This is a genomic window from Peribacillus simplex, assembly GCF_001578185.1.
Taxonomy (GTDB): Bacteria; Bacillota; Bacilli; order Bacillales; family DSM-1321; genus Peribacillus; species Peribacillus simplex_A.
Map to the genome: position 1 here is coordinate 1,895,733 of NZ_CP011008.1, position 20,165 is coordinate 1,915,897.

Here is a 20,165-nt window from a genome sequence, read left to right on the forward strand (position 1 = left end):
AAATGGAACATTAGGAGATAAAGTTTTATTTAATCAGATAAAAGAGTTTCACGAACAGCTGTAGTTAAAAGACTTCAATGGTGAGAAAATCATCGGTACGATTGGATTTATTTTCTTTTTTATAACTTTATCAGGACTATATTTATGGTGGCCGGGGATTAAAAAATTGGCACGTGGGTTTATAATGAGACGTAATGCCAACCCATATGTAAGGTAGTTTTATTTACATAAAGTCATTGGTGGCCTTACTCCATCCATTCTGATGTTTACTGGTGTCTATAAGTGGAGTTATAAGAACAAGAACAAGAAAAAAAGGAAACAGAAAAACGATTCAATAGCAGCAGCATAAACACTTGATTTGAAATCCATTGCATTCTACATCGGTTAAAGCAAGTGCTGTATATAGAATTGAAGATGAAAAATCTCAGAGTATTGGATTCAAAATGATTAGTCAGGAAGTCAAAAACAATTAGATAATAATAAACATATTTAATATTTACCTTTTCGAAAAGAGCTAGTAAAGTAATAAGGTATTATGACAAGAGCTGAATTTGCTCTTGATCAACTATAGTTTGCCTTACTTCAATTACAGGGTTGCTACGGCAGCCTTTTTATTATGGAACTATTTTCATTATAACTCTACAATTTATAGGGAATCGGCAGAATAATCCACTTCGTATGATTTGAAATATGCGATTTCAAATTTTTAAAAAACGATTAGTAATATCGGCTGGCCCCCCCCTTCTAATATTAATAAAATCAGAATAGCCATACAATAAACGTTGAAAACTAAAGCACTTTACTTTCAGTCTGATTTTTAACGACTTTAAATGCTTTCACTGAAAAAAATTTTAAATGATACCAAATGAATGGTATTTATGACGGCAATAATATCCACACAATTATAGTTTGGACAATAGGACTGTATGTTTCCACCATGAGGTATTTATATAAACGAATAAAATCAAAATATTTGAAAAAGGATTATAATCATGCAACATAGAGGTGGTTTCCTTTTGAAAAAAGAGGAGGATATTAATATGGAAAATGTAAAGGGAATCGATGTTTCACATTGGCAAGGTGCTATTAATTGGGATGAAGTTGCTAAGGCCGGCATGAAGTTTGTATTCATTAAAGCAACCGAGGGAACGAATTATCCTAAGGTCTCGTATTTTAAAGAAAATGCTCCTCAAGCTTTGGCAGCGGGGTTGAAAGTCGGGGCCTATCACTATGCTAAGTTTGCTACTGTTGCTGGGGCAAAGGCAGAGGCTGCTTATTTTTTAGATTCTATCAGCTCTTTTACTTTAAATTACCCTGTTGTTCTTGATCTTGAAGAAAATAAAAAAGGTGCAAATAAAAAAAAGTTAACCGATGCAGCAATAGCTTTTTTAGACTCTATCGAAGAAGCAGGATACACCGCTATGCTTTATACTGGTAAATACTTTCTCGAAAATACTTTAGATGAATCAAGATTGACGAAGTACGCTTTGTGGATTGCCCGATACAACAGCTCGTTGGGACGAAGCACAGATATTTGGCAGCATTCCGATTCTGGTAAGATAAGTGGTATCAGCACAAAGGTGGATTTGAATATAGCTTATAGGGATTTTACAAATACAGTAAACTCTTTTAGGACGCCCAACTCCCGTGCATTGAAAACTGAATCAACCACAACATATACTGTAACAAAAGGCGACACACTAAGCTTGATTGCAAAAAACAAAAAAACAACCGTAAAATCTCTTGTTAGTCTTAACAGCATTAAAAACCCGGACAAAATTTATATCGGTCAAAAGCTAAGGTTGAAATAAGAAAAGGCTCTTCTCTATATGAACTGTGCCCTTCAAAATGGACAGTCTTAAAAAAAGACCTATAAATTAAGCAGCTAATAGTTGACTCCCGTATTGTGCGGGAGTCATTCTATTTAGGCTCCATTGGTAACGATTTGTATTGTAATCTTCCATATATTCTTCAATTAATTGGTGTAACTCATCAAAAGTTTGACACTCCAAATAATCCACTTCATCTTTAAAATGGCCAAAGAATGATTCCATAGGGGCATTGTCCCAACAGTTTCCCTTTCGGGACATGGATTGTTTCAGCCCTAGTTCTTTCACTCGGCGCTGGAACTCAGGGTGTGTATAATGAACGCCTTGGTCTGAATGAATGATCGCTTCAGGATGAATCAGATCATTTAGGGAATCAGAGAGCTTCTCCAATGTGTGATAGACAATCCCCATCTTGAGACTTCTAGATAAGTGAAAAGCGATGATTTCTCGTGTAACAGCATCTTTGACACAAGAAAGATAAGCTGGTTGTCCAGAACCATAATAAACGTAAGTAATATCTGTAAGGAGAATTTTCCTCGGTTCTCCTTGGTTAAAATTCCTGTTTAAGTGGTTTGGAACGGCCTTATGCTCATGAGTGGCTTTCGCTAATTTCTTATAAGGTTTCGCTTGACGAATTATGGCTTTAAGATTGAATTTATGCATAAGCCTTCGAATCTTTTTATGGTTCATCGTGACAAAATACTTATTCTCTAAAATCATTTTGATGGTGAGGGCACCTGCTTTTTTCTTCTTGGCCTCAAATACTTCCTTAATAAGTTCATAATCCTGCGAATCTTTCTTCTCGTGAGTCAATCGAATCCTTTCAGCATGTATCCAAGCATAATATCCACTACGACTGACTTCGGCCATTTCACAAAAATAACGGACCATATTGGTAAGATTATATTGGCGAATGATTTGTTCAATTAACGTGAATTTTTCACTCGTTGTCATTTTCTCTTCTTCGAAGCCTGCCTTTCGAGTTCGTCTAACTTTTTTAGAAATTCAAGTTCAGCCTCTAAATATTTAATACGAGCTTCAGCCTTTTTTAACTGATCTTCCTGCGAATACTCCTTGGATTTTGGTCTTCCTGGACTTCCTTTCCCACGTCGCTCTGTATAGAAGCCATCCTCGCCATATTGTTCAAACGTTTTTCTCCAACGTTTTAAGCAGCCTTTTGGTTTATCCGATCCAATCATCTCTAACTCAAAGCCATGTTCAATAAAGATTTGGGTAGGTGATTTACCAGCTTGATTCTCTTTAATAGCCTTTACCTTAAAGTCTGGATGATAAGCAATCGAACGATCTGAAACCTGTTTCACATGTGGATTATTCTCTAATTCCTTTATTTGAAATTCATTAAAATAAATCTTACTCATTTTGATTTCCTCCGCCCTATATCTGAAATGATTATAAACGGGGTTCTAGAAAAAGGACATAGAAAACCCCGAATAAGGGACTTTTTTTACTGTGTCCATAATTCGGGGTATAGTTCAATAAGAGAGGAGCTTATTTTTATTGAAATTCATTATATTTCTTTAAGTTCATCAATGCCCACTTCTGATTTTTCCTCTAATGGTCCTCTGAGATGTACTGTAGCAGTTCTGCCGTCTTCATTTAAATTATCAATCCATACTGAAGTGCCATTATATCTCACCTCAATGTCAGATGATGAAGAAAGAATCTGTTTTACACGTTTAACATCCACATAAATCCCTCCCTGCTTATTAGTCTACTTATTATTTGGGGAAAGACTGAATTTTATTCGTTTTTTAAAGGTACTAAAAAATAAGCCTTAATTTCATGGGATTAATATATAACAAAAAGCCGCAATAATGTTGCACCTTTCCCTGTTATATGAGGGCGAGAGCTCAATTAATCTTATTGATAAGATGGAAATCCTAAAACTTAAAAAATATTAGGTTGTCTGCTGAAATGGATAGGATTGTAAAAAGTGTTGAGTTGATAAAATACGAAATTTTAAGGATACTGTATGTTTAAATCCGGACTGGCGGTATATTATCCGACATGGGATTGTCCCCCACTTAAAGATTTTAAAATTGGAAGATTATTATTCTACATTATTTCACGAAATGATTCACGTATATAAAAACATTTAGAAAAAAATATAATACTCTCTTTAAAAACATATAAACACGTTGAGGTATATGGTTTTTTATGCTTAAACATCTAAGTTGAAATTACTGAAATATTTACTTTTTTGATATTCATTATTTGTTCTGTGGATTCAAAAAGTGGAGGAAGTGTACGAAAATTGAATATTTTTATCTTGAATTATTATATTTATGTAACTATAATTACATTAAAAGTACGCGAATTGAATAAATGCACGCGAATTGAATACTTTCTTTTGAAAAACTTATTGTAAAAAATAGATAGGGGAGCCATTATCATTGAAAAAATTAATGTTGTTTACGACTGGCGGAACAGTAGCCTCAATTGAAGGAGAAAACGGACTTGCACCTGAACTGCATGCCGATGATCTATTAAGTTACATACCTGAATTAAATGTACGTTGCCATATTGATACGAAGGAGTTAATGAACATTGATAGCACCAACATGCAACCAGAATTTTGGATAGATATGGCGAATGTTATTTACGAACATTACGATCAGTATGATGGATTTATTATTACGCATGGCACCGATACAATGGGTTACACATCAGCTGCACTTTCTTATATGTTACAGGATGCATCAAAACCGATTGTTATTACAGGTTCGCAAATTCCTATTTCGTATAGTAAAACAGATGCAAAACGAAACATTTCAGATGCCATCCGTTTAGCTTGTGAAGAAATAGGTGGGGTATATATTGTATTTGACGGCAAAGTCATTCAAGGGACAAGAGGGATTAAACTTAGGACGAAAAGCTATGATGCCTTTGAAAGTATTAATTATCCGTATGTTGCATCGATACATGATGACATAATTGAATATAATAAATCCATTCATATCCAAAAAAATAAACACATTCAATTAGATACATCACTTTGTACAGATGTGGCGGTTGTTAAATTACATCCTGGGATAAAACCAGAATTTTTTGACTGCCTAAAAGGTTTGTATAAAGGAGTGGTTGTGGAGAGCTATGGAAGTGGTGGTATTCCTTTTCAAGTGCGCAACATTTTAGCGAAATTGATTGAATTAACCGAGCACGGTGTATCTGTTGTCATTACGACTCAATGTCTAGAAGAAGGAGAAGACATGGATATATATGAAGTTGGTCGGAAAATTGACCATAATCGTGTAGTGCGCTCTAAAAATATGAACACAGAAGCAATTGTGCCGAAATTGATGTGGGTGCTAGGAAAAACAACAGATCCCAAAAAGGTAAAAGAAATGATGGAAACAACGATTGCAGCAGATATTACGTTATCTTTTTGAGATACTGCCATTAAGTCATTAAATCCAATTTTCAGGAACTATAAACCCCTGTCTTTGGACAGACATCATCAGTTGATGAAGTTGATCCTTTTTAAAATTGAAAAAAACAAGTATCTTCTAAGCTAACTAAATTTTAATAAGAGGTGTTTAAATGCAACAGTTATTACATCATGTGATTGGCGTAACAAATGATTTCCTTTGGTCAAAATTATTAATTATTATGCTTGTTTCTTGTGGGATTTATTTCACAATTAAATTGAAATTTGTACAGGTTAGAATGTTAAAGGAAATGGTCCGTGTTTTATTGGAAGGAAGAAAGGGTTCTGAAGACAGCGTTTCCCCCTTTCAAGCGTTCTGTATTGGTATGGCCGCCCGCGTTGGGACAGGTAATATTACAGGAATTGCGATTGCGATTGCATTAGGCGGTCCTGGAGCGATATTCTGGATGTGGATTATTGCAATTATTAGCTCGGCAACCAGCTTTATAGAAAGTACGTTAGCGCAAGTATATAAAGTAAAGGATAAAACTGGTTTCCGAGGCGGTCCATCCTATTATATGGAAAAAGGATTAAACAAACGTTGGATGGGAGTATTATTCTCCATTTTAATTACGCTTTCTTTCGGTCTTGTATTCAATTCTGTACAATCAAATACCGTTACAATTGCTTTTAAGAACTCATTTGGTGCAGATCGTTTAACTGTAGGGATTATCATGACACTTGCGTTCGCTGCGATTATCTTTGGCGGTGTGAAGCGTATTGGAAAAATTGCTGAATACAAGGTGATGATTCTAGGTGTGTTATACCTTGGAATGGCATTATTTGTCATAGTGATGAACATAACCAAAATGCCGGAAATTCTTTCTCTTATTATTCATAACGCGTTTGGCTTTGAACAACTGGCAGGCGGTTCAATCGGCGCTGCGTTCATGAATGGCGTTAAACGTGGTTTATTCTCGAATGAAGCTGGTATGGGAAGTGCGCCAAACGTTGCCGCAACGGCAAAAACAAGTCATCCGGTGAAACAAGGACTTATTCAGGCATTTGGCGTATTAACGGATACACTGATCATCTGTACAAGCACAGCATTTATTATTTTACTTTCGGATGCTTATAAACAACCAGGGCTAACTGGTATTGCACTTACACAAACTTCATTAACTGAACACATCGGTTCCTGGGCATCAGGTTGTCTTGCGATCTTTGTTTTCCTATTTGCATTCGGTTCGTTAATTGGTAACTATTATTATGGGGAAACAAATATTCGATTTTTACACAACGGTAAAGTATGGTTGATTCTATATCGAATAGGCGCGTTCGCCATGATTGTATTCGGAGCGGTAGCAAAAGTCGAGCTTGTATGGGATTTAGCAGATTTATTTATGGGCTTGATGGTTATCGTAAACTTAATTGCCGTTCTCTTATTATCAAAAGTAGCTTTTGCAGCATTAAGTGATTATATGAAACAGAAAAAAGCTGGTCAAGATCCTGTTTTTTATAAAGACAGCATTAAAGGTCTTGAAAATGTTGAATGTTGGGAACACTCTCAAGATGCTTCCACTTTAAAAAAGAAAAACGCCATGTAATAAAAAAGATGTGCAGACATATGAACAAATCCACCGCATATGTTTCCGTCTGACTTATTGTTTTAAAAGTAGTGTAAGTGCTTCAACTGCATTGCTTGCTCATTATTCAACATTTCGATGAAATCGTATAAAGCCGTTTTCGTACTTCATCGAATAAAACAATCTACCACCAGGGCTTCACTTACTGAGCCCATTGTTGAGCTATGGTTATTATGGAGTTGGAATCATCGTTTGCGATTATGTGAGACCCGAATTATATATTATCTAAGTAAGTATACCTTACTTATCAAAGGAGTTAATTCATTATGCAAGTGCTACAAAAAACGCAAAAAATAGTCCGCTATCAGAATCAACAGGGCAAAATACATTACGGTATTGTTGAGGATGAGATGATATTACAACTGTCTAGCAGTTTTGCTGAACTTGTCAACAAGGAAATAAAGTATGACGGGGTAGAGCTGAAATATAGTGACGTAAAAATTTTGGAACCTGTAAAACCTTCGAAAGTGGTTAATTTCGGCTGGACATATGCAGGTCATGCAAAGGAAACAGGGGGAGAGGCAAACCTTGTAGAACCATTTCTATTTTTAAAGCCATTATCTTCGCTTATTGCAGACAAGGAGAAAATCATCCTTCCCCCAAACGATCTATCCAACCAAGTGGAACTTGAAGGGGAGGTGGCCCTTGTCATTGGAAAGCGCGGAAAAAACATTAAAGAAGAAGATGCGCTTGATTATGTGTTCGGTTGCACGATATTTAATGACGTCACAGCAAGAGACCTTACCAAAAAAGATCCACAGTTTACGCGGGGCAAAGGATTTGATACGTTCGGACCTTTGGGGCCGTGCATCGTTACCGGGATAGATCCTACAAATTTGAGGATTGTGACCACATTAAACGGCCGCGTTGTCCAAGACGGGAATACCAATCAAATGTCTCTAAGCATTCCGTTTCTAATCAGCTGGCTTTCGCAGGTGATGACACTGGAGCCAGGTGACATTTTGGCCACGGGTTCACCATCTGGCAGCTGCTCGATTAATTCGGGGGATGTGGTCGTTGTGGAAGTCGAGAACATCGGTCAGTTATGTAATCATGTCGAGTAGAATGTACAAGCATTCTTAAAGACCAAAAATGAAAATATTCCAATATGGATGAGCCGACTTTTTAAAATGTTCCAGGGGACATCTCCTACTATCTTTCGTAGTAATTATGATGCTACTCTCATGGGCAAAGAGATGGTTTTTTTGAAGGGAATAAGGTCGGGATGCTATTTTTGGCATATTAAGGTGAAAAGGCTTCATAAGGCAGGTATTGTAGAGGGAATACGAATATAAAATCAACCCTGGTTTTTCTGCTCATCGTAAGATAATATTGGCTGTTCCGTTTTTTACTAGAGAATTGGTATCCGACTTTTAAACCTATCACAAGAATTATCAATGAGAACAAAAAGGCTATATTAAAAGGGATCAAGATTCATGGAGTAGTAAAAGTTAATTTGGTCTTTACCGAAGGCCGGTTTAATTACATTGTAAAAATATAAAGCTGAAGATATGCAGCAAATACATGCTAGGCTTTCTGAATCAAAAGGATTATTCTAAAAAAGAGGGAGAACAAGTCTTCCTGATGACTTGTTCTCCCCTTTGATCATACGTTTGAATTGCAAGGTATGAGAGTATCTTTTATTAAATCTCGGCCTTTTTTCATATCTTCAATCTTTAACCATTTTCGAATCAATTTTTTAAAGGGGGACCACTCAAATGGGGTCCAAAATTCAGCAAAAACTTCTCTAAATATGACGACTTTCTTCTATTATATATACTCACCAAAAACATCTTATTACCACAAATGAATCGCATGGCGTTCTTTTTCAAAAACCCTCTCCAAATAAATTTCTGTAGTGGATAGCTGCTTATGGCCGAGGCTCTTCATAATCTGATGGACATCAACTTCATTTAAGTGAGAAATGATGGCAAAAGCTTACCTAAATGTATGAGGACGAATGGAAGAAGAACGAAACTTTAAAAAGGCAATCCACTCTCTTTAATGGCTTTTGTTTAGTATTGAGACAAATAAGCGGGAGAGTATGCGCGGACGGTATGGGTCTTTAAGAGCGGGTCGACTCCTTGTGCTGCATCAATATCCTCGATTCCTCTAGCTGAACGGAACATTCGAATACTATTCATTCCTTTTTCTTTCAATGGTATTTGCCTTCTTTTATTTCCTTTACCTAGGAACTCTAAAAAATACATGCTGGTAATGGAATCGTAATGCAGATCCTTGATTCGGAGTCTTGTAAACTCTTCATTAGACATGCCGTATCGTTAGTGAGGAATAATCGAAAAAACGATGGGGTGGTTGATTTTCCTGAAATAATCAGGTAGCTGAATGACTTCCTTTGGTCCCAAATCACAGTTGGGCCGATCATCTTTTCGAATGCTTTCTTAAATAAAACTTCATGAATTGGTTCAGTGATATAGCCTGCTTCGAACAGGAATTTCAAGAAACTCTTAGATGGTTGTCTTTCTGGATAATGTTGCAACAGAATAAGCTCCTTTTGTTACGACATAGGGGCTTATCTGATAACCTTCCTGATACATTCGAATGTGCCGGGGGATTTAAGGAGGGAGCCCACCAAAACTTTTTCCACATCTACATGGATTTCTGCCTAATAAGTGAGTAATTGATCAATAAATTAAATAAGTTCTCGCTCATAGGCTTGTATGGTGCTGGCGGACTTTTCATGTAGCTGTTTTAAATGCTCTCGCCGGTGAAGAAACCACTGGAGCATTTCTGCATCGCTAAAATCTGAAAAAGGATCATGTCCATTCTTTTCGATAGCATCTAATTGTTCTTGTAACGTGTGAATATAAATGTCTGCAAGGCTTTTTTTCCATGCACTGCCACTGAAGCTCTTTCGCTTTTTCTATCAGTTCATGCATACCTGTATCCCTCCCTTTTTATAAACCATCTATCAATAAAGTATTTATTAAATCCTTTTACTTCTTAATACAGTATTACGAATATATCTGGTACATCAGCAGAAGCTAGGTCCATTACAAGGACATTTTATGGGATTATCATTTAATGGAAATGCGGGGGATTAATTCCTGATTCGGCAATTAAACAAAGTTGATGCTTGCCGAACAAAACCCCAATTTTCCTCAATGGGAACTAAGTTTAAGCATAAAGGAATATATTATAGAGCCAAACTTCAAGAAGGGAGTTGCTTCGGCAGCTCTTTTTCTTATGGAGTATATGGGACGGAAGGGTTGAATAAGGAAGTGGATACAATGGGACAATAATGGAGGAGAAAGTGTTGGAGGGTTTATAATTCCGGTTAGATGTATAAAGACGATATTGAAGTCATTTACACATACTTATACATGGTTATAGGGAGGTATTATGGAACTATCTTTATTATTGGAGTATGGCTGGGTTTTAATTATTTTAATTTTTTTAGAAGGTTTATTATCTGCTGATAATGCATTGGTTTTAGCCATTATGTCTAAGCATTTACCAAAAGAACAGCAAAAAAAAGCAATAAATATTGGATTACTTTTAGCTTTTATATTCAGGATTGGTGCAATTTTCACCATTTCCTACCTTTTCCACGTTTGGCAGGTCCAGGCGATTGGTGCTGCGTATTTGATTTTCATCTCTTTAAAACATTTACTAAAAAAGGACCACGGGGAAAAAGAAAAAAAAGTCAAAAGCTACCGTATGACCGTTGCACAAATTGCATTAGCTGATATTGCCTTTGCCATTGATTCCATTTTAGCTGCAGTCGCTCTAGTCATTGCCTTGCCAGATACCCCCATGGGCGATATTGGAGGTATGGATGGGGCTAAATTCATTGTTATATTAATAGGAGCAATTGCAGGCTTAATCGTCATTCGGTTTGCTGCAGGTTACTTCGTTAAGATATTGACAGATCGACCTAGCCTCGAAACAGCAGCAATGTTAATCGTAGGTTGGGTAGGGGTTAAGTTATTAATGCATACTCTTGCTCATCCTTCCGTGCACATTATTCCTCATGATTTTGTTGAAGGGCCCATTTGGAATATAATCTTTTGGACAGTCATGCTTCTTATTGCTTTGGGTGGATGGTTTTTATCTGGAAAGACAGAAAAAAACGATGAAGCAAAGTGAGTAACGTTGTCTGAATATATATTCATTTAATTCCCTTATTTTCAAAAAAAGGAGTTTCTTAAGGTTAAATTTTGTTAACTGTTATAAGGATTAAAGACCGACTTCAAAATTTCGGTCTGTTTTTTCTTTGTTAAAAAGACTGTAAAACTAAATGACTTGTAACAAAAAATGCCTCTGAACTACTTGATATCGCAAAGCCAATGATAAATGCAGTTGATTCAGCTGAGATAATTAACGGGAGGTGACGAATAATATGCTCGCTTAATCGCAATAGTTTGGCTATTTTTTACTATTATATCACTCCGCCAGCAAATGGATTCAAGCTCCGTCAATTGTAGGTCGATATCAAAATCTTCCTAAAATAAAGGTTCTTTTATATTGAGGGATGACTGAGATTTCCTTTTCTTTTCTGCCACATTTGTCTGTTTATAAAATCATTAAAAGAAAATTTCTTCGGCTTTTTTTACACTGGCAAACCATTCGGCATGTATGTTGTTATGGTGATTGATTATTTGAGAAGCGTTTAAAATGTTAGAATCACATGTACTATGACCATCCTCTGCGAGAATAACTTCATAACCTTGGCTAAATGCTCGACGACAAGTAGCATCTACACATATTTCCGATTGAATTCCCGTAATGATAATTCGACTTATTTTTCTGGTTACTAATTGTTGCTGTAAATCCGTTTGTTGAAATGAATCAGGATAATCCTTTTCAATTATAACGTCTTCTTTTAAAAGAGGGATCGACGGATGAATTTCCCATCCAGGATTTCCTTTGTAATTAAGGGTTCCTGCTTTACCATTGTGTTTCGTGAAAAAAATAGGGGCCTGCTCAATTCGGGCCTTTGAAATGAGGAATTGAATATTTTTTAATAATTCATCATCTTTATATATGAGTTTATCCAAAAATGATCCTATTTGAAGGTCAATTATAAGTAATGCAGTATTTTTCCCGTTCAAACTCATCCCCCGTTCATTCTTGATTTCCACTTAAGTAAGGTTTTCTAGAATTGCCATCTGGTGGTTTTATGATATTTTATGTAAGGAACATCTTCAATTTAGTATTCCCTTTAAAAAGTATTTTTTGCGAAAAAGATATGAATGGATTGTTCAAGCTTCTAATGATTAGGGTCCTAGCACCATTTCACGTAAAACATACTCCAATTGACGGGTGCTTTACCGCAGATTTCTTAACTTGTACATATTCGGCATTTAACACTACCCAAATAGGGGGAGTTTTCACTTGAATTTGAATGTATGATTATGTAAAATTTCATACATTAATAACAGAATCTTGAGGCTGGAGCATGCTCAATTTGTATTAAATACGTTTGAAAACGATAAAGTGGAGGAACTTTCAAATAAAAAGTTTCCTCCAGTTTCTCGGAAAGCTAGTAAGAAAATGGCATGTTCCCCTTGCGTTAGCATCTACTGGAGTCGTTTTTCCTCATGGATATTTGGCGATCATTAGAGGATTTAAATGGGACTTTACGCATATCACGGGAATTCTCGCTATTTTTCTTTGATTTTCCTCCTATTTATGGGGCTTAGACGATTCAAAAAAAAAGATAAAAAATGGCACTTTAAACTGGCTATTGGGTTTCTTATTTTATTTATGATTCATGCGTCTTTTTAATTGGATGATAAGCATTACTAAAAGGAGCAGCGTCAGAAAAATGCGGATTTACAACGTTAAGAAAATTCAAATATGGCAACGGGTCTATTGATGTTTCACCTGTTCGCAGAGTTTGCGGAATTTGTTCGTAATTTGATTGAGGAACGCTCGGCTGCAGGACGTTCTGCTGCTAGAGCGCGTGGACGTCTTGAAAAATTTGGAGCTGAGGATATTGACATGATGAAATCGTTCATTGAAAGTGACACACCGATTTATAGCTATTTAGAAAAAAAGTAAATCGGAAAAGTGTGGCTTTGAAACAAAGTTTGATCAAGTTAATACAAGAAACCTTGATAAATGAATAAATAGAAAGGGGATGTTTTGAAAAAAAATTGATCTTTTTCGTACCTTAATGAACTAGCGCATCTGTTAGTTTAATAGAAACATTCACAATATCCCTATCTGAACATAAAACAAAAAAAGACACTAAATATTTTTCTCACTATTTCTTCGGACTGTGTCATGACTTCTTTCATTTTTGCATTAAATACTTAAATAAATGACAAATAATACCCTCAAAAGGTTTAACTAGTAAACGTAATGTTTATTATATTTAATTTGAGAAGTGAAAAAAAGGAAGGCGAATTGTTTTGGCTATAATTAATATTGACCAATTGCTATTAGATACTGAAGAAATTGCCGAGGAGTCAATTCCATTCCATCTCGATACATTTGACATTGATCAATTATTAGATAAAACGGATAATTGGTAAAGAAAAGCATGCCAAAGTGAAGTGAACAAGTTAGATGCACTAAACCCCAAAATAGTATTTAAACGAAAGTGAAAATCATTTTGTGATTTTCATTTTCGTTTTTGTATTTTTAGTTCTTAAAATCCGAGTACTTCAATAATAAATATAGGGTTCAAACTCGACAAGCCATTTCCGAATAATCCCAATGGGAAAGGTCGTAACTAATACGGTCTCTATTCCATTAGGATTATATGGAAAAACTTCATTTTTTGTTATTGATAGGCTTTATATTGCCCAATCTATGTTTTAATCTTAGGCAGCAAGTCCCATTATCTTGTGAATTTTAAAGGAAGGCTTTTCACTCCAAAAACAAATGGACTTGGAATCGCCTCCAGCTTAGTCCCTTTTACATCTTCCAATTTGGAAAATGTACTTAATAGAGTCACGAGAGCTACTTCAGCTTCCAGACGTGCAAGTGGGGCCCCTAAACAAAAATGAATACCAAACCCGAAACTCAAATGAGGATTTAACTTTCTTTCTAACGTAAACCGGTTAGGCTCTGCAAATTTTTGTTCATCCCGGTTTGCCGAAGCTACCCAGCAAATCACTTGTTCCCCTTTTTGGATTGTTTTGCCTCCAACTTTGACATGTTCCTTTGCAATACGGCCAATTGCCTGTATTGGAGGATAAAAGCGTAATGTTTCTTCTACCAATTTTGGTATTAAAGGCAGATTTGTCCTAGCTTGTTCTTGTATTTTTTTATCTTCTGTCATATAGCGTACAGCATTTGTAATTAAATTGGTTGTTGTTTCATTCCCCGCAACTAATAATAAAACACAGAAAGATAGTAACTCTTCTTCTGTTAATTTCTCCCCATCAATTTTTGCCTCTATTAATAGCGAAATTAAATCTTCTTCAGGATTATTTGTTCTCTCTTTAATTATTTTTTTGAAATATTCTTTAAGAAACTCGTTTCCTTCCTTGCGTTTTTGTGTCATTCTTTGGAAGGCTTCACTTGAATTGTCTTTAGCCCCTTCCACGAGAACATCGGAATAAGTTTTAAAAAGATCCCGATCCTTAGTAGGGATCCCCAATAATTCGGCAATTATTATGACAGGCAACGGACCAGCAACATCATGAACGAGATCCATAGTTCCCTTCTCTTTAACTTGATCGAGAAGATAAAGTGTCACTTCTTCGATTTTATTTGTTAAATCCTTTACTGCTTTAGGAGTGAAGGCCTTGTTCACTAAGTTTCTCATTTTCGTATGTCTAGGAGGATCCATTGTCAAAATGCTTCCTTGCAAAGTTCCAGAACCTCGTTCCGATGAAAACATTTTTGGATTTTTTAGAATAAAATGAACGTCTTCATATCGAAACACATCCCAGCAACTTCGAGACTCGTCGTACCTTACAGGACTTTTTTGCCGTAAATCATTAAAGATTGGAAATGGAAATAATTGATCTGCGTTCGAATCAATTTCTCTCATGGGGATAAGGTTAGCATACTGCTCCACTGCACTCGTTGACTTCTGTTCTTGTGTCATGGTTTCATCTCTCCTTATATTGTCTAATATTTATACAGAAAATAGTCATGAACCGGTTCATTCTTCTAAGATAACAAACTTGTAATTCGGTTTCAATTGACATAAATTGAAATATTTTTCAATAAGAAGAAAGTAATAATTCGGGAAACCTGATGTTTGATCCACAGCCTAAAGAAAATCCTCTTTTAAGTTGCTTAGCTCATCGTTTAAGGTCATGCCAGACCCAAAGTCTCGAAAAACTCCAAGGATATGCCCCAAATTCCTGCATATAATTTTATATTGAAATTAATTGAGACAGATGGGAGGAAGATGGTTACGGATGATATCAGAAAAAAGATTCATTACTATTTCACAAAAACGCAAGAAACGAATCACCCTTATTATTGGTACTGTTTGGCTGAGACTCAAGTAAGAGCCGGATTAACGAACGAAGCACTGCAAACGATTGATAACGCGTTGTCGTTTCCAAATCCTTATCCTTCAAAGCAGGAACTGCTAGAAATGCAATTGAGCCTCCAATCTGTTCTTTTAAGAGAATTTAACATGAACAGAACAATCATAGTGACTGAAAAGCGAGGCGATATTGATGGAGACGGGATAATGGACAATGTTTTTCTTACCGCAAACAAAACCCCTGAAAGCCCATTTTGGAGGAATTTAACTTTGGTTATCCAAAATGGGAGGACTAACCAAAATGAACAAATCCCCATAAAAAATAACTCTGGATACAATCCGACCCTTATACTTGGTGATTTCACGGCTAACAAGGGGGATGACATATTAGTGGTCATTGATACAGGAGGGAGCGGTGGTACTATTTATGCGTATGTATTTTCTTATTTTAATGGTCAACTTATGAATATTTTTAATTCTGATTCATTCAATGAAACATATAAGTACGATGTGACTTATGAAAATCAATACAAAGTAATGGTGAACAGTTATTACCTGAAGGAAAAGTATATTCTTGACCTTACGAATAAGGATAAGGGATATTTATCTGAAATTTATAATAAGAATGGTGTTTTGAAGGCACCGATAGAAGGATGGGTCAATCCTTTATCTGGTTTATATCCGGTTGATTTTAATAGGGACGGCATATATGAGTTAGAAGCGTATCAGAGGATAGCCGGGATGTATAATGCCGACTCACTCGGATTTGTACAGACTGTATTGAAATGGAACGGGCGAGAGTTTGGTCCTGACCGTCAGAATGTGGCTATCTTTGGAGGGGAAATATAGCAGCATTGAGGAAAAGAAAGTTGCGTCTGCTTTTTTCCCATTTCGCTTTTTATTTAAGCTTAATCTTCTTTTATAGTGTTGCTTTCTATTTAAATACACCATGATTTACTTTTTAATCCTCAATAGACCTTTGTATTGGACACACACACGCAGAACCTCCTAGTTGCTTCTGGTAAAAACTTCAGCAAAAGACAAAAAAACAATAGTGAAAAAAGCTGCGCAAATTATAGGGTATAATGATTTGTTAGTTGATAACTCCCGTTACCGTTTCTGCATGAAACATGTGAAAACGCCTAGAAAGTTATCTCAGATTTATAAAGTACCTATATAAAAAAGAATCATTGGATTTCTCCAATAATTCTTTTTTATTATTATTATGATTATTGTCTCAGTTATTGTTGCAATAGTCCTCTTTAATCATTATGGTCATCGTTTTTATCATCGTCATCTCGTTCACTATCTTTATCATCAAGAGAAGGTAGACCAGATAAATAACCTGCATTCCCTGGATTTTGAGAACCGACCATTAGATATGTGAACCCATTTAAATTATCAAGTGCCTGTATACCTGTCACTTCTCCGCCGTCAGGGGCTGAGATAATGCGAGAAAGTTTCTTTGTATCCACATTATAAGCCCAGCCATAGTTATTGTGATGTTTCCCGCCATCCTCGGCAATAAATAATGTTCTCATTCTTTCAGAAAATACGATATTATCAGGGTTTGAGATTTTTTCGGAATCTGCCGTATTCCCTGCGGCATCCTTAGAAGAAAGATCTTTTCCTGTGATTAAACCAGCCATCTCATTGGCTACGTATCTACTTTTAATCGTATTTCCATTCTGGTCTTTTTGTCCCTCGGCAAGCGAAAGTTCATATATCCCGCCAGAACTAATTTTAGGAACCTGAATGTCATCCACTTGATCAGATGGATTAGCCTCCATCCCGCCAGCTATGGTAGACATAGTCATATAGATCTTGTTATCTGCCTTGTTTAATTCAACGGTTTCCATTTTGTTGAACTCTGAAGTCGCACCGAGCAATGCACCATAACGACGAGATTCCAAGAAAGCTGCGGCCTTTTCCATGCCAGGCTTCAACTTTAGCCATTCATCTCTTCCACCCGCTTTTACTCGTTTAAATCCATTCGCTTTTGCAAATTCTATATCATTTGTAGCTTCAAACATATCGCTGAATTTCAGCTTGTGAGCAAGTTTTTTAATTTCTGAATCAGTTCCATGACCTAATTTAAGCCATTTTAAATCAGCGGAACCACCATTTTCTTGTCCAGTTTGAATCCATTTTGCTGCGTACAGCGTTCCAGCAGACAGGTCTTTTTCTTTATCTGCTATATACATGAAAGCCATAGTGTAAGCACCATCATCACCGAAGTAAACGGTACGGTTATCTGGAGCCACTTTAACGTTTTCAGATGAAAGTCGTCCCATGCTGAAGTGTTTCACAGCCGTGGATTTTCCTCCAGGATGAACGGTTACCTCAGGGGTATGACCGTATAGATAGGGATTACCTATGACTGTTTTATCGTTATAATAGTTACGGGCAAATTGAGTCACTACAGAATTTTCAGGATTTGCTTCATGTGACCTAGCATCGGGCTCATATTCTTCGCTGCCTAGATGGGTGTTCCAAGGAGATAGAGAACCTGCACAAGGGGTCCAGATTCCACCGTCTGCTGAAAAATCAATCGGCTTTGTATCTGTTACAGTCAGTTCTCCAGTCTTCTTATTCTGCTTTAGAGTATTTAACATCATCGATTTTGGCATATTACCAGTCTCATTTGAAGGCATTGCCTCATAATGGTTCACCATATACAATTTACCTTTTATACTTATGACCGTATTGCTGTCAGGTGCAGTAGAAATATAGGGGGTGCCTTCAGGACTCTTAATCATATTGCCTTTTGCATCATAGGCAGCACCGGCAATGCCATTTTTAAATTCATCCCCAGGTTGGAACAGTGATTTGTATTCAAGAGGTAGCATCTTTTGGGAACCATTAGTGTAGGTCACCTTAACTGATGCTTCACTGTACATCTTTGAGCGCTGGTCTTGCGTATCAGGCGCATTCATCCCAATAAACTCGACTTTATGTACTGAAACTTGTTTATCTGGTTTAGCCAATACATTTGTAGTGGATGGCAATAAAACAGCTAAGCTCAAGAGTGGTGCGACTATTTTTCCTTTTTTCATGTCAGTAACCTCCGTGTTTAGTTCAAATTGATAACCTTGTCTCCCATAGTAAACTACGCATGTAAAGTGAATGTATAGGAAATGTAAAGTAACCCCCCTAAAACTATTAAAAGTTTTTTTGACTAACAATATTACCCTTTAGGCATTTTCTGAAATGGACTTGGTTCCCTGTGCAAAAGGAAAACAAATAGGAGATTTCTTTTAAATCAAAATTACTTGTGTTTCAGCAATACAGTCATTTTAAACCCAAAAACCCCGTAGTATCAGTCCCATTTTTTATCGTTACTAGTTCAAGATGTTGTAGGTATTACTGTCGGACAATATTTTGTTTATTTTAAACTAAACCTCGTTAGAATACATATTGTATTGGGCATCCCAAAATAGCTATATACTTACTATTCGTAATTAGCAGGATTTATTGTTTAGATTTACATTTATTAACCTGAAACGGTTTGGACGAAATAAAGATCTTCACGAATGGAATGTCATCACGAAAAACATTCAAGCAGACATCGGTGTGATGTTTGCCTTTGTTGGACACGACTCAATTTAAGGATAGCCTTGATACATTCATTACTGTTTTGATTTTGCCAGATTCTTAAAAGGATGACGGAAGAAGACGGGATAGAATTCAAAGATGTCAGCGTGAAGGAATGGATGTGGGTTTAGTCTAAGATATATGGAAAGCAGGAAAGAATGACAGCAAATGAAAATCCCTTAATTTACTATGCCACTTCACAGCGAGATAGAAATTTTATTGAAGTTCTCACGTATCCATGATACCTTCAGTTTATAGGGAATGGTTGGGAGGAATAGGTTTTGAACACAAAGGCATTTTTATTGGCATTTATTACAGTTATTATTTGGGGATCTACATTCGCTGCTATTCGTGCAGGCTTGCATGGCGGGTATTCAGCTGGCCATTTGGTGCTTGTTCGTTATCTAATAGCATCAGGGGTTTTTGTCCTTTATGCTCTATGGCCTGGGGTGAAATTCCGACTCCCGAAAAAAGGGGATATGTTAAGGATATCGATTCTCTCATTAATTGGTATTAGTATTTACCACATCGGGGTGACATTCGGGGAACTAACCGTTTCGGCGGGAACCGCTGGAATGCTGATTGGTTCAGCACCTGTTTTCATCGCGATCATTGCTGCAATCGTTTTAAAAGAACGCCTTGGTTTATTGGGATGGATTGGTTTAGGCATTGGATTCATAGGAATCACCTTAATAACATTAGGTACTGCAGGCCCATCACTAAATATATCTGAAGGAGCCTTTTTAGTGCTGATGTCTGCTGTTGCTTCTGCGGTGTTTTTTGTTTTCCAAAAGCCGCTGTTTAGCCGCTATAATCCGATTGAATTGACAGCTTATTTCACATGGATTGGTACAATACCCTTTTTCATATTCTTTCCTGGGCTCTTTCAAGAAATTCAACAAGCTACAATGGAAGGTCACTTATCAGCGATTTTTGTTGGTATTTTCCCTGCGGCCATCGGTTATGTTACATGGGCAATTGCACTTTCACTAGGAAAAGCCAGTTCCATTTCTAGTCTGTTATACATTGAACCTGTTATTGCCATTTTCGTCGCCTGGGTTTGGCTGCAAGAGGTGCCGAGTACTCTTTCAGTCATTGGCGGCGTGATTGCAATTTTCGGAGTCCTTGTTGTCAATTTGTTCGGAAAGTATCAATCAGTGATGAAAAAAGCTGCATGAAAATTCATGGTTTATTCTAACTCAGAATACCCCAGCCCTTATTTGTTTTATTTTGACATCCTGGGGCAAGTTCTTAATTACATTGGGATTTATTGTATCTGGGAAACT

The 20,165-nt window shown here is 36.5% G+C and carries 14 protein-coding genes and 3 pseudogenes; 11 read left to right on the forward strand and 6 right to left on the reverse strand.

Going from position 1 to position 20,165, the window contains the following annotated elements; translation table 11 throughout:
* Window positions 1-82: 82 nt before the first annotated feature.
* Window positions 83-217 (forward strand): annotated as a pseudogene (locus UP17_RS28675) (PepSY-associated TM helix domain-containing protein); the annotation flags it as partial.
* Window positions 218-1,040: 823 nt separating this feature from the next.
* Window positions 1,041-1,811, forward strand: coding sequence for a GH25 family lysozyme (locus tag UP17_RS08955; protein ID WP_061462606.1), 771 nt, complete (start codon window positions 1,041-1,043; stop codon window positions 1,809-1,811).
* A 66-nt stretch (window positions 1,812-1,877) separates the two neighbouring features.
* Here UP17_RS08955 and UP17_RS26280 read toward each other — a convergent pair.
* A protein-coding gene (locus tag UP17_RS26280; protein ID WP_155727194.1) for an IS3 family transposase occupies window positions 1,878-3,208 on the reverse strand; the annotation gives its coding sequence in 2 pieces (ribosomal slippage) (window positions 1,878-2,821 and window positions 2,821-3,208; 1,332 coding nt in all).
* A 149-nt stretch (window positions 3,209-3,357) separates the two neighbouring features.
* Window positions 3,358-3,537, reverse strand: a complete 180-nt coding sequence (locus UP17_RS08970) for an H-type small acid-soluble spore protein (RefSeq protein ID WP_061462608.1) — start codon at window positions 3,535-3,537, stop codon at window positions 3,358-3,360.
* Between the two features lie 706 nt (window positions 3,538-4,243).
* On the opposite strand from UP17_RS08970, the gene UP17_RS08975 reads away from it, so the two are divergent.
* The 3 genes from UP17_RS08975 to UP17_RS08985 all read left to right on the forward strand — a co-directional run bounded on the left by UP17_RS08975 (window position 4,244) and on the right by UP17_RS08985 (window position 7,927).
* Window positions 4,244-5,239, forward strand: coding sequence for an asparaginase (locus tag UP17_RS08975; RefSeq protein ID WP_061462610.1), 996 nt, complete (start codon window positions 4,244-4,246; stop codon window positions 5,237-5,239).
* Between the two features lie 151 nt (window positions 5,240-5,390).
* Window positions 5,391-6,824 (forward strand): alanine/glycine:cation symporter family protein, encoded by a 1,434-nt coding sequence (locus UP17_RS08980; RefSeq protein ID WP_061462612.1) that lies wholly within the window; start codon window positions 5,391-5,393, stop codon window positions 6,822-6,824.
* Window positions 6,825-7,129: 305 nt separating this feature from the next.
* Window positions 7,130-7,927, forward strand: a complete 798-nt coding sequence (locus tag UP17_RS08985) for a fumarylacetoacetate hydrolase family protein (RefSeq protein WP_061462614.1) — start codon at window positions 7,130-7,132, stop codon at window positions 7,925-7,927.
* 951 nt (window positions 7,928-8,878) lie between these two features.
* Here UP17_RS08985 and UP17_RS28680 read toward each other — a convergent pair.
* Window positions 8,879-9,136 carry a site-specific integrase gene (locus UP17_RS28680; RefSeq protein WP_250211780.1) on the reverse strand — a complete coding sequence of 86 codons (258 nt, stop codon included), beginning with the start codon at window positions 9,134-9,136 and terminating at the stop codon, window positions 8,879-8,881.
* A 1,090-nt stretch (window positions 9,137-10,226) separates the two neighbouring features.
* Between UP17_RS28680 and UP17_RS08995 the strand changes: the two genes are divergently transcribed.
* Window positions 10,227-10,973 (forward strand): TerC family protein, encoded by a 747-nt coding sequence (locus UP17_RS08995; protein WP_061462618.1) that lies wholly within the window; start codon window positions 10,227-10,229, stop codon window positions 10,971-10,973.
* A 437-nt stretch (window positions 10,974-11,410) separates the two neighbouring features.
* Here the strand turns inward: UP17_RS08995 and UP17_RS09000 are convergent, their stop codons facing one another.
* Window positions 11,411-11,938 carry an isochorismatase family protein gene (locus UP17_RS09000; RefSeq protein WP_250211781.1) on the reverse strand — a complete coding sequence of 176 codons (528 nt, stop codon included), beginning with the start codon at window positions 11,936-11,938 and terminating at the stop codon, window positions 11,411-11,413.
* 751 nt (window positions 11,939-12,689) lie between these two features.
* On the opposite strand from UP17_RS09000, the pseudogene UP17_RS09005 reads away from it, so the two are divergent.
* Together UP17_RS09005 and UP17_RS29205 are read left to right on the forward strand one after the other, a co-directional pair.
* A pseudogene (locus tag UP17_RS09005) lies at window positions 12,690-12,890 on the forward strand (recombinase family protein); the annotation flags it as partial.
* Window positions 12,891-13,243: 353 nt separating this feature from the next.
* Window positions 13,244-13,366 (forward strand): hypothetical protein, encoded by a 123-nt coding sequence (locus UP17_RS29205; RefSeq protein ID WP_260398988.1) that lies wholly within the window; start codon window positions 13,244-13,246, stop codon window positions 13,364-13,366.
* 308 nt (window positions 13,367-13,674) lie between these two features.
* On the opposite strand, the gene UP17_RS09010 is transcribed toward UP17_RS29205, so the two are convergent.
* Window positions 13,675-14,892: a cytochrome P450 gene (locus UP17_RS09010; RefSeq protein WP_061462625.1), complete on the reverse strand. Its 1,218-nt coding sequence runs from the start codon at window positions 14,890-14,892 to the stop codon at window positions 13,675-13,677.
* Between the two features lie 501 nt (window positions 14,893-15,393).
* Here UP17_RS09010 and UP17_RS09015 point away from each other — a divergent pair.
* Window positions 15,394-16,134 (forward strand): VCBS repeat-containing protein, encoded by a 741-nt coding sequence (locus UP17_RS09015; protein ID WP_250211821.1) that lies wholly within the window; start codon window positions 15,394-15,396, stop codon window positions 16,132-16,134.
* A gap of 413 nt (window positions 16,135-16,547) precedes the next feature.
* Here the strand turns inward: UP17_RS09015 and UP17_RS09020 are convergent, their stop codons facing one another.
* A complete protein-coding gene (locus tag UP17_RS09020) occupies window positions 16,548-18,341 on the reverse strand; it encodes a PhoX family protein (protein WP_061462630.1) in 1,794 nt (597 codons plus the stop codon).
* Window positions 18,342-18,780: 439 nt separating this feature from the next.
* Here UP17_RS09020 and UP17_RS29700 point away from each other — a divergent pair.
* A pseudogene (locus tag UP17_RS29700) lies at window positions 18,781-19,009 on the forward strand (recombinase family protein); the annotation flags it as partial.
* A gap of 151 nt (window positions 19,010-19,160) precedes the next feature.
* A complete protein-coding gene (locus UP17_RS09025) occupies window positions 19,161-20,057 on the forward strand; it encodes a DMT family transporter (protein WP_061462632.1) in 897 nt (298 codons plus the stop codon).
* Window positions 20,058-20,165 lie beyond the last annotated feature (108 nt).